Annotated in this window: 7 protein-coding genes and 1 CRISPR repeat array; of the genes, 4 read left to right on the top strand and 3 right to left on the bottom strand. The window is 41.3% G+C overall.

What is annotated here, in order from left to right:
• Window positions 1-64: 64 nt before the first annotated feature.
• A complete protein-coding gene (gene hypE, locus G3T18_RS22770; RefSeq protein ID WP_224412889.1) occupies window positions 65-1,093 on the top strand; it encodes a hydrogenase expression/formation protein HypE in 1,029 nt (342 codons plus the stop codon).
• Window positions 1,094-1,371: 278 nt separating this feature from the next.
• Here the strand turns inward: hypE and G3T18_RS22765 are convergent, their stop codons facing one another.
• A complete protein-coding gene (locus tag G3T18_RS22765; RefSeq protein ID WP_224412888.1) occupies window positions 1,372-2,145 on the bottom strand; it encodes a DUF1350 family protein in 774 nt (257 codons plus the stop codon).
• A 262-nt stretch (window positions 2,146-2,407) separates the two neighbouring features.
• A CRISPR array of direct repeats spans window positions 2,408-3,895; the repeat unit is 35 nt; unit sequence GTTTCCATTAATTCAACTTCCGAAGAAGTCAGAAG.
• Between the two features lie 353 nt (window positions 3,896-4,248).
• Between G3T18_RS22765 and G3T18_RS22760 the strand changes: the two genes are divergently transcribed.
• The gene (locus G3T18_RS22760; protein ID WP_224412887.1) at window positions 4,249-5,475 is read left to right on the top strand and encodes an RNA-guided endonuclease InsQ/TnpB family protein; all 1,227 of its coding nucleotides are present in this window, start codon (window positions 4,249-4,251) and stop codon (window positions 5,473-5,475) included.
• On the opposite strand, the gene G3T18_RS22755 is transcribed toward G3T18_RS22760, so the two are convergent.
• Complete coding sequence (locus G3T18_RS22755; RefSeq protein WP_224412886.1) at window positions 5,462-6,991, bottom strand: phenylacetate--CoA ligase family protein; 1,530 nt, start codon at window positions 6,989-6,991, stop codon at window positions 5,462-5,464. The two genes, G3T18_RS22760 and G3T18_RS22755, sit on opposite strands and share 14 nt — an antisense overlap.
• A 142-nt stretch (window positions 6,992-7,133) precedes the next feature.
• Between G3T18_RS22755 and G3T18_RS22750 the strand changes: the two genes are divergently transcribed.
• Window positions 7,134-8,525: an MFS transporter gene (locus G3T18_RS22750; protein ID WP_224412885.1), complete on the top strand. Its 1,392-nt coding sequence runs from the start codon at window positions 7,134-7,136 to the stop codon at window positions 8,523-8,525.
• Window positions 8,526-9,667: 1,142 nt separating this feature from the next.
• On the opposite strand, the gene G3T18_RS22745 is transcribed toward G3T18_RS22750, so the two are convergent.
• Window positions 9,668-10,273 carry a glutathione S-transferase N-terminal domain-containing protein gene (locus tag G3T18_RS22745; RefSeq protein ID WP_224412884.1) on the bottom strand — a complete coding sequence of 202 codons (606 nt, stop codon included), beginning with the start codon at window positions 10,271-10,273 and terminating at the stop codon, window positions 9,668-9,670.
• Between the two features lie 140 nt (window positions 10,274-10,413).
• Here G3T18_RS22745 and G3T18_RS22740 point away from each other — a divergent pair, with 140 nt between their 5' ends.
• The gene (locus G3T18_RS22740; RefSeq protein ID WP_224412883.1) at window positions 10,414-11,340 is read left to right on the top strand and encodes a hypothetical protein; all 927 of its coding nucleotides are present in this window, start codon (window positions 10,414-10,416) and stop codon (window positions 11,338-11,340) included.
• Window positions 11,341-11,383: the final 43 nt, after the last annotated feature.

Below are 11,383 nucleotides of genomic sequence, written 5' to 3'. Positions count from 1 at the left end.
TTAGCAACGCGGAGGGAGGGGAGCAGTCAACCCAAGAAAGAGTTTAAAACAATTTGACCAATTTATGTCCAACTTTGCCCTCAATTGTCCTCTTCCTATCCAGCAATATCCTCAGATCTTACTCGCTCACGGTGGCGGGGGAAAACTGATGAATCAATTGATTCAGCAGATGTTTCTTCCTGTTTTTGGCGATCCTCGGCAAATTCAACATGATGCAGTCACCCTAAATCTTTCTGGTAAGGCGATCGCCTTTACTACCGATTCCTATGTCGTGCATCCCCTCTTTTTCCCGGGTGGTGATATCGGCTCAATTGCTGTAAATGGGACGGTTAATGACTTAGCTATGGCAGGGGCAAAACCTCTATATCTCAGTGCTAGTTTTATCCTTGAAGAAGGCTTAGCGATGGAAACCCTCTGGCGAGTAGTGCGATCGATGCAACAAGCAGCTACGGCAGCAAATGTGCAAATTGTTACTGGAGATACAAAAGTGGTCGATCGCGGTAAAGGAGATGGTATTTATCTTAATACTGCTGGTGTTGGTATCCTGGAACATCATCTCACGATTGCCCCTACTTCTGTTCAACCTGGGGATGCCATTTTAATCAATGGGGATTTAGGTAGACATGGTATTGCGATTATGGCAGTGCGAGAAGGCTTAGAATTTGAAACTACTATTACTAGCGATTGTGCGCCTCTTGCGGAAACTGTGTTGCAATTACTCAACGCCGGAATTGAGATTCATTGCTTACGAGATTTAACTCGTGGAGGGTTAGCTAGTGCGTTAAATGAAATTGCTGTTGCTGCTGGTGTGACTCTGGTTGTGGATGAAACTCAAATTCCCGTGCAAGAAGCTGTCCAAGGAGCTTGTGAAATTTTAGGCTTTGACCCGCTTTATGTAGCTAATGAAGGACGTTTCGTGGCTTTTGTTCCTGAGAATGCTATCGATCGGGCGTTGAAAATTATGGGGTCGGAGGCTTGTGTGATTGGTACAGTACAAGCATTTTCTTCGGGACTCGTTACCCTCAATAGTCGCATTGGCGCAAATCGAATTCTTGATATGTTGAGTGGGGAACAATTGCCGAGAATTTGTTAGTTTCGGTCAGCTTTGGTGCGAGCCAAATTGGGGGAAAATGCTCTGTGGTTGATCGGCTAAAACTTGCCTTTTTCAATGGTTAAGCGTAATGATTCTTTAAGCAATTTTTGTTAGAAGTTATTTTTTATGGTTGATTTTAATTGGCTGACATGGTATTATTTTTATAATGGGATGGTGATGTTGATTTTTAGTTGCTCAGATTCCCATTATAAAGAAAACTTCTATAATTAGAATACCAAGAAACTTAGGTTTTGGCAATAGTTAAAACGAAATTTCATTTAACTTAAAACGACGGGGTTTAACCAACGCAAAACTTCTTGTTTGAGACGATAAAGATCGCGAGAAAAGCTTTGTTTGACGAATTGCGCGATCGCATCGAGGGGAGTAAATTCATTTCCGGCTTGCCAGTTGACATCTTGCGCTAAAGGTGTAGTATGAGTTCCAGGTAGAGTTTGCATGGCTACCATGCGAGGAAATTTAGTTTCTAAGACAGGATTTAAAATAATCGTTTGGTCGATGGTATCGTTGGTAAACTTAATCAATAAATTGCGACGAATTTGGTAAGCTTCAGCGATTAATTCGTTGGTTTCCTCTGGGGAAGGTGTAAACTCGACATTGAAAACCGGAGTAAGATTAAATTGGGCTGCGAAAGGAATTGCTTGACGCACGGGATAATTATTGTAAGAAATTAAGATATTACCAGCGCGATCGACGGAAAAGAGACTTCCAATCAATAAATGTAGTTTACAACCCATACTATGTCCAATTCCATAGATGGGGAGATACCGTTTTTCCAAAGCATTCGTCACTAATAAGCGATGGTGAATTGTCTCGAAACGATTGAGGACATCTCGCGCGATCGCTGTATGATCTAAGGTATTGAGAAAAGGTGTCGCAACTACTGCAAAACCAGCTTTCCCCAATTCTTCCAATAACCAGCGATAAGTAATTTGAGGGGCTGTAGCGACAAACGCCCCGCCGAGAAAATGTACAATACCGATAGGATTTCGGGGAAGTAACACCCAACCACCGGAAATTTCTTGCCAAATCATGTTTATGTCGTCTGGTTAATCTTTCTTTATCGTAGCGGTTTGTGGCGCTGAAGAAGAGGATCTCGATAATTTTTCCTACGCATCATGACTGTGTAGAGACGTTGCATGCAACGTCTCTACATAAAATGTTGACTTGGTTTCCCTGAATTCAACTTCTGAAGAAGTCAGAAGAATGCTGAGGATTATGCTTTAGAATTCAACTTCCGAAGAAGTCAGAAGAAGCACGACTCAAGCCACGCCCGCAAGGCGGGATTACTGTAGTGTTTCCATTAATTCAACTTCCGAAGAAGTCAGAAGAGAAAAACTTGAGGGGCTCGCTGAGCCCTGGGTTGAAAAGTTTCCATTAATTCAACTTCCGAAGAAGTCAGAAGGCGACGGTTACACAAGAGTGTAACCAATAGCGTTTTAGTTTCCATTAATTCAACTTCCGAAGAAGTCAGAAGATCACCCGATTTTGCGGGATGAATATACAACGCGAGAGTTTCCATTAATTCAACTTCCGAAGAAGTCAGAAGTCCGAACCCGAACCCGAACCCTAACCAACCGAACCCTGTTTCCATTAATTCAACTTCCGAAGAAGTCAGAAGTCTTGTTGTAGCTATTGGAGTTGCCCAGGCAGTGTTTCCATTAATTCAACTTCCGAAGAAGTCAGAAGTGGTGTCTCAGGTAGCAGGTTTCAAGGGTTACTGCTTAAGTTTCCATTAATTCAACTTCCGAAGAAGTCAGAAGCTGCTGGCCTTTTCGCTGGTGGCGCTGCCGCCCAGCGTGGTTTCCATTAATTCAACTTCCGAAGAAGTCAGAAGGAAATCCGTCGTGAAGACGGGGGAGATCGTTTTGATGGTTTCCATTAATTCAACTTCCGAAGAAGTCAGAAGCTGTAGTAACTGGGGACCGAAACCCCAGCCAAGGAAGTTTCCATTAATTCAACTTCCGAAGAAGTCAGAAGTTTTTATACCAAGAAAATGGCCGACCAGCCCTGTTGTTTCCATTAATTCAACTTCCGAAGAAGTCAGAAGTCGGTTAGGCTACTCAACGGTAACCGGCCAATCGGATCCGAGGTTTCCATTAATTCAACTTCCGAAGAAGTCAGAAGATCGTTGCACACCAATGACATTTGCTGGCCGGCGATGTGCTGTTTCCATTAATTCAACTTCCGAAGAAGTCAGAAGAAGTGCGTTCTGAGTTGGGAAAGAAATACGTTTTTTTCCTGTTTCCATTAATTCAACTTCCGAAGAAGTCAGAAGCCATTGGACATTCAGGTAAAAGAGACAGGACATGTATTTTGTTTCCATTAATTCAACTTCCGAAGAAGTCAGAAGGAATGCTTTAATCGAAGAAACCAAGGCCGACATTGTGTTTCCATTAATTCAACTTCCGAAGAAGTCAGAAGAAAATACAGATTCTATTCTAGCCGTTGCTTACTATCAAGTTTCCATTAATTCAACTTCCGAAGAAGTCAGAAGTACACTCTCATAAAAGAGAGTAAACAAGATGATCGTGTTTCCATTAATTCAACTTCCGAAGAAGTCAGAAGTGTGTTTTTGCAGCTGCTGGAAGTTCCAGTTTTGGTTTCCATTAATTCAACTTCCGAAGAAGTCAGAAGTTGCATATTTTCAGGCCGGTGTCTGGCGGATTTCATATCGTTTCCATTAATTCAACTTCCGAAGAAGTCAGAAGCGTTGGAATTATTTTGGTCTTAGTTGGTTTCGGCATTTGTTTCCATTAATTCAACTTCCGAAGAAGTCAGAAGAGGGTCGATCTAGAACCCCCTGTATGAGAGGATTATAACCCCATAAAATTCCGGGGGTCAAGGGAGAAGCCGAATAATTGAGAATAAGTTTCATTAAGCACCTCATTCAAGAGCTTGAAAACCTTACGCTGACTGGGGTTGGTAGCACTTTACGCAAGAATAGGGTTTTCAGCGATTCTTAAACCCCCTCGAAAATATAGAGTAATTAATCCAAAAATCGAGGTAAGATGCGCTACGCTTGACCGAAAATCTTGGGTTTCAAGCCCCGTCCTTTAGCGAAGCGGAGGACGGCTTTTTGTTGCTATTTTGGGTTGAATCTGCTACCATTTTGATACTAACGTGGTCAGGATCAAATGTTGGTCTTGGAGTACAAGGTTAAGCCAAAGCCACAACAAGTAGCTGCCATTGAAGAGGCGATTCGGACAAGTCAGTTTGTGCGAAATAAAGTGCTTCGCTTCTGGATGGATAATAGAGGTGTAGGTAAAGCTGAACTCTTTAGATACAACACAGCATTAAGAAATGAGTTTGAATTTGTCAAAGACTTAAACTCCCATGCTTGTCAAACTGCGGTTGAAAGAACACTGAGAGCAATTACTCGCTTTTACGAGAATTGTAAACAACAAAAACCAGGAAAAAAGGGCTATCCAAAGTTCAAGAAGCACTCACGCTCTGTAGAGTACAAAGTTTCGGGTTGGAAGTTGGATGAAAGCACCAAGAAGCATATCACCTTCACCGATAAAAAAGGAATAGGGAGACTAAAGTTAATTGGTTCTAGAGACATTCAATACTTTCAGCCAGAGCAAATTAAACGGGTCAGAATTGTCAGGAGAGCAGACGGATATTATGTCCAATTCTCGATTAAATTAGACCCCAGAGATACCGTAAAACCTTTAACTCCTACTCAGAAGGCTGTAGGAATTGATGTGGGTTTGAAGTTTTTCATTGCTGATAGTCAGGGGAATACAGAAGTAGCCCCTCAATACTATAGAAAAGCAGAAAAACATCTTAATAGACTCAACCGTAGAAAATCAAATAAGTACCGCAAAGGCAAAAAGCCACAGTCCAATAATTATCACAAAGCAAGACAGCGATCTGCCAAAAAGCATTTAAAAGTAAGTAGGCAACGAGAAGAGTATTGCAAGAGAATTGCACTCCGTTTAATCCAATCTAACGATTTGGTCGCCTATGAAAATTTGAATGTCAAAGGCATGGTGAAGAATCGTCGTCTAGCTAAATCGATAACGGACGCAGGATGGACAACTTTCCGTCAATGGTTAGAATACTTTGCAGACAAATATGGGAAATTAGCCATTGCTGTTCCTCCCCATAATACTTCTCAAAACTGCTCCAACTGTGGAGAGAAAGTAGAAAAATCTCTATCGACGAGAACTCATGTTTGTCATCATTGTAGGTTTGTTTGCGACCGGGACTGGAACGCGGCGATAAACATTCTGCAAAAAGCTTTATATATCGTGGGGCGCACGAAAATCTACGCTTCAGGAGAAACTTCCTCTTGGTTGGTTGGAGAAATCCTGTTAGCCAACGAAGATTCGTTGAATGAAGAATCTACGTCCTTCTAGGGCGTGGAGCGTCAATAAATCCCTTCCTAGTATAACGATGCTTGACACCGAGGGGAAAGTATTCTGGATCGCCCATTAACTTGAGAGTTATCTGGGGTTGCTGGTATTCTGGAGGAACGTAGTTAGCAAATTCGCTATTCAGACGCAGTAGTTGTTCGAGAATAGAAACTGCGATCGCGTTTTTCTTCTCTTCATCTTCCTCGATATCGGGTGCTAATTCAACCACAATCGACAAGAAAGGATTTTGCTTGCTGTCTTGTTTAACTTCCATGACAAACTTACCTGTCAGCCAATCTCTAACTTCCGCTTGTTCTAATCCTACCGAAACATTCTCAGGATAGATATTGGCGCCAAAATATGACACAGTAAAATGAGAACGACCGAAAACGTAAACAAAAGGTAGCTGATGAACGCCTCTAGAATCTAATTCTGCCACAGGATCGAAACCTTTAGCGTGAAGAAACTCTAGCATTTGTTGATAACTAATAATTCCCCCATCATCAGAGATATGATAGCGCAGCAAAGGAATCCCATTGTCACCAGAAAATAACAAAGTCCCCTCATGCGTCTCGAAAAAGCGCGAAAGAGGGTCATACTGAACTAAAGTAGGTAAGCGAGACTCCCCAAACAACTCCCTCGCTGCGTCGGGATGCTGACTGAAAAACCTGCGAATACAAATACTCAAAGGCGTTTCATTACCCAAAACTCCTGCATCTGCTGTACCGTAGAGAGAAGCAGAATCATAACAGAAATTTGTCGAACCGAGGACTTCACCTACAATACTACGCCATTCCTCGCTAAATACTTCTCCCGCCATGACCAATTTTACTCGATAAGGTCGCCAATCGATACCTTGGGCGTTGCCAGTGTCGATCGCATCTTTGAGAAAGGGAGGATAGCCTAACAATACCACTTGGTCGAAGTAAGCTGCTAATTCTTGGACGACGCGGAAAATTTCCGTTTTGTTGTTTCCGGGAGTAACGACGGTGAGAGGATAACCTTTCGCTGCGAGGTGACGACAGCAATTTGCGGTATACATCCCACCCACCCAAGTACCCAGCGTAAAGCCAACCACAGCGAGGGTGCGACGTTGGTCTGCTTGAAAACTATCACGAAATATTTGCTCAAATCTAGTGGCGATCGCATATTCATCGCTGAGAAAACGCAACCAAAAACTCGGTTTACCGGTAGATCCCGACGAAACCGCCACAAAATCACAACTTTCGATCTTACCATGACGACACAAATCAGATAAAGAATTTCCTTGCAAATAATTCTTTTTTGTGGTAAGAGGTAACTTTTGGAAATCAGCAAAAGTTTCAATAGCAGCAGGATCGATGTGATGTTCTTGCAGAAAATGCTGGTAAGCTGGCACTGTAGCCGCAACATAATGAAAAAGTTTAAGAATTTCTGCTTTTGGGTCAGTATGCAGCGATTTTTCTATTGTAGCCTCCAAAGACGTATCCAGAAAAGATTGGAAAGCGGCAATTAAGCGTTGTGGTTGATTTTTCGGCATTTTTATCCTCCCCGTTTCCTCTTTCACCCACCACTATCAAGAGATTGTCTTTTACTCTGTACATTTCATTCTTTCTGTAGATTCATCCAACCTGTTAACCACCGATACTGAAAAATAATTAAGAAATTTTAAGCAGAAGATTATGAGCGAGATCCCAGCTAGCAAGCAACTACCAGTAACTACCAGAATAGCTTATGGTGTCGGGGATCTTGGAGCATCAATGGCTGGAAATATTTTAATCGTTTTTTGCTTCTTTTTCCTCACCAATGTAGCAGGTTTACCAGCCAATTTAACAGGCTTAGTGTTATTAATTGGTAACATTGCTAGTGCAATGAGTATGCTGTTAGTAGGAGTTTGGAGTGATACTAGCAGTGGTTTGCGCGTGGGAAAAAGTTGGTGGAAAAAGCGACTTTGGTTATTAGGAAGTGCGCCAATTTTTGGACTAACTTTTTTCTTATTGTGGTTAATTCCCTTTCAGGGAGATTGGGCAAAATTCGCTTATTATACAGTAGTCACTGTTTGCTATAATTTTGCAGCGACAACTCATCAAATACCCTACGGAGCATTATTACCAGACTTAACAGAAGACACAGAAGAAATCACTCGCTTAACCGGATATCGCTTTAGTTTCTCCTTGGGAGGGGGAATTGGGGTTTTAGCGATCGCGCAAGGATTAAATATCTGGTTAGATCGTCCCAAAGAAGAGTTTTTCATCCTGGGAATAATTTGCGCATTGTTTATCGTAGCTTCTATTTTCTGGTGTTGTCTAGGAACATCAGAAAGAGATGATTTACCGACAACAGAATCAGAATCTCTTTGGACTCAAATCAAACCCGCCCTTACTAATCGTCCGTTACTTTTATTGATTGGAATTTACTCATTTTCTTGGCTAGCACTGCAACTCATACCTTCTATTTTACCATATTTAGTCACTAATTGTTTAGAGCTAAAATCAAAAGCGATCGCGCAACTAATTTTAGTGATGCAAGGGACAGCCTGGGCTGCATTATTTGTTTGGGAACCTTTAAGTCGTAAACTAGGAAAAAAGCCAATTTTTGGGTCGGGTGCAATAATGTGGATGTTAGCCCAAGTGGGACTAGCTACCCTACATCCAGGACAAACAAATTTAATGTATAGCTTAGCTATTTTTGCAGGAATTGGAATGGCAACTGCTTACTTAATTCCTCCTTCGAGATTACCAGAAGTAGTAGACTGGGACGAACTCAAAACAGGTCAAAGAAGAGAAGGATTATTTTATAGTTTAATGATGTTTTCTCAGAAAATAGTTTTAGCATTAGGCTTATTTTTCGTCGGACAAATTCTTTCTTGGTCGGGTTTTGTACATAGTCATCCGGGACAAGAAGCACCATTACAACCGGATTCAGCGATGTTAACAATTCGCTTAATTATTGCTTTAGTACCTATTTTAGCTTTGTTAATTAGTTTGGTTTTAAGTCGGTTTTATCCGATTAGTAAAGAAGTGCATGAAGATACGGTTTCGGAGTTAGAAAAGCGGCGCGTTGCAACTCAGTAAATAAGTTAGTAGTGAGGACTTTAGTCCTCTTTTAAGCGCGCTAAAGCGCTAACTACGAACAGTTAGTAGTGAGGAATTTATTCCTCTTTTAAGCGCGCTAAAGCGCTAACTACGAACAGTTAGTAGTGAGGAATTTATTCCTCTTTTAAGCGCGCTAAAGCGCTAACTACAAACAGTTAGTAGTGAGGACTTTATTCCTCTTCTAAGAGCGCTAACAGTTAGTAGTGAGGACTTTATTCCTCTTTTAAGCGCGCTAAAGCGCTAACTACGAACAGTTAGTAGTGAGGACTTTATTCCTCTTTTAAGCGCGCTAAAGCGCTAACTACAAACAGTTAGTAGTGATGAGTTTAGTCCTCTTTAAGAGCGCTAAAGCGCTAACTACGAACAGTTAGTAGTGAGGAATTTATTCCTCTTTTAAGCGCGCTAAAGCGCTAACTACGAACAGTTAGTAGTGAGGACTTTATTCCTCTTTTAAGCGCGCTAAAGCGCTAACTACGAACAGTTAGTAGTGAGGACTTTATTCCTCTTCTAAGAGCGCTAACTACAAACAGTTAGTAGTGATGAGTTTAGTCCTCTTTAAGAGCGCTAAAGCGCTAACTACGAACAGTTAGTAGTGAGGACTTTATTCCTCTTTTAAGCGCGCTAAAGCGCTGACTACGAACAGTTAGTAGTGAGGACTTTATTCCTCTTCTAAGAGCGCTAACTACAAACAGTTAGTAGTGAGGACTTTATTCCTCTTCTAAGAGCGCTAACTACAAACAGTTAGTAGTGATGAGTTTAGTCCTCTTTAAGAGCGCTAAAGTGCTGACTACGAACAGTTAGTAGTTAGGAATTTATTCCTCTTTTAAGCGCGCTAACTACAAACAGTTAGTAGTTAGGACTTTATTCCTCTTCTAAGCGCGCTAACTACAAACAGTTAGTAGTGATGACTTTAGTCCTCTTTTAAGCGCGCTAAAGCGCTAACTACAAATAGTTAGTAGTGAGGAATTTATTCCTCTTTTAAGCGCGCTAAAGCGCTAACTACGAACAGTTAGTAATGAGGAGTTTAGTCCTCTTCTAAGAGCGCTAACTACGAACAGTTAGTAATGAGGAGTTTAGTCCTAACTTTTCTCAAGATAGTTTTTTGCAGCCTCAGATTAAACTTAACTCGGGACATTCATACCTTTTTGTACCGCAGGACGTTGGCTGACTGTTTCATACCAACGCTTTAAGTTAAGATGATTATCGAGGGTTAATTCCATGAAATCGTAAGCAGCAATCCAAGGATAAGTAATAATGTCAGCAATGGTGTAATCTTTACAAATATATTCGCAATTTGCTAACTGTTTGTCCAAGACTCCATACAAGCGTAAAGTTTCCTTTTTGTAGCGTTCGATCGCGTAAGGAATTTTTTCGGATGCAAAGTGATAAAAGTGGTTGTATTGTCCAAACATAGGTCCGATGCTAGCCATTTGGAACATCACCCATTCCAAAACTTGATAGCGTTGTTTACTCTCTGTAGGGAAAAATTTATGAGTTTTCTCTGCTAAATAAATTAAAATGGCTCCAGACTCAAAAATGGTCAGATTTGTATCGCGATCGCGGATAGCAGGAATTTTGCTGTTAGGATTGATTTCCACAAATTCTGGCGCAAATTGCTCGCCTTTGGTAATGTCGATCTTATGAACTTCATAAGGTAAATCGATTTCCTCGAGCATGATCGAGGCTTTGCGTCCGTTAGGTGTGGTAAAAGTGTATAGGTCAATCATTACTAGTTCTATTCTCATCTAGCTTTTATTATCACTACTTTTTGCTAATTGGTATTTGAGATCTCCTAATCCCCAATCGCCAATCCCGACAAAGACAAGCTAGAATAATTGCTTGTGTGACCTATTAAGATTTACTTGTCATGTCAGAATGGGCTTGGTTATCGCGAGTAGCATTAGTTGGTGTTGCGGGGACAGTTGCGATCGCAATCAAATTTTCTCCGCTTTTACCAGAAAAATCTAGTAATGATTCTGCAAAAAATATTAATTCTCCCCAAACAAAAGTTTTACCTGTTAAGTTGCTAGAAACACCACCGCAACTACCACAACCGCAACCAACTAACTCACCAACACAAACAGCTAAAGCTACGAGTGAATTTAATCTCGATCGCAGTTTGGAAGTACATTCTCCCTTGTTTGCGACTCCGATTTCGTTAGGAATGCTAGCTATTGGGGTTGCTGAGGGAAATTATCGCTTATTTATCGAAGATAATACCCTTTATGTGGAGCAAACTAAATATTACTTTGGACATACCGATCCAGGTAATTTATCTTGGGGTGATGTAGTTACTAATTATGGTCCTTGTAGCGATCAAGGGCGCAGTCGAGGTAATATTTCTCAAGCAGAAGCAATTTGTTTGCAGCGATCGCGTTCGCAATTAGCTACACATCTGACAGATTTGCATCAAGCGGGAATTAATCCGGATTTAGACTTAGAAGCTGTGATCAACGTCGCCGATCTATACAATCAAGCTAGCCCAATTCATTCTCGCAGATTTCCTGAAGCTTTAGCGATCGCGCGTGGGGGTGGTTTAACTGGAGTGAAAGCGATCGCTTGGGCGAGAACTGCTTCATTTTATCTCAATGCGAACAATGAATTAGACGTAGAAAATGGCTCTAATCATGCGACGGGACTTTTAGGTGTTTGTATCCGCGAAAATCTCGTCATCACTGAATGGAATTGCGTCTATCGGGATCAACTACGACGGGCTGAAGCGATCGCGTCTGTAATCAACAAATACATCCAAATCGCAAAACAGCAAAAAAATCAAGTTACATCATCCGACTAATCGATGATGATAATCAGTCTAAATGCTTTAAGACCCAAGGTTC

It is taken from the genome of Oscillatoria salina IIICB1, from assembly GCF_020144665.1.
GTDB lineage: Bacteria > Cyanobacteriota > Cyanobacteriia > Cyanobacteriales > SIO1D9 > IIICB1.
The sequence above is the reverse complement of the archived record's forward strand: the minus strand, read 5'-3'. Positions and strand labels throughout refer to the sequence as shown.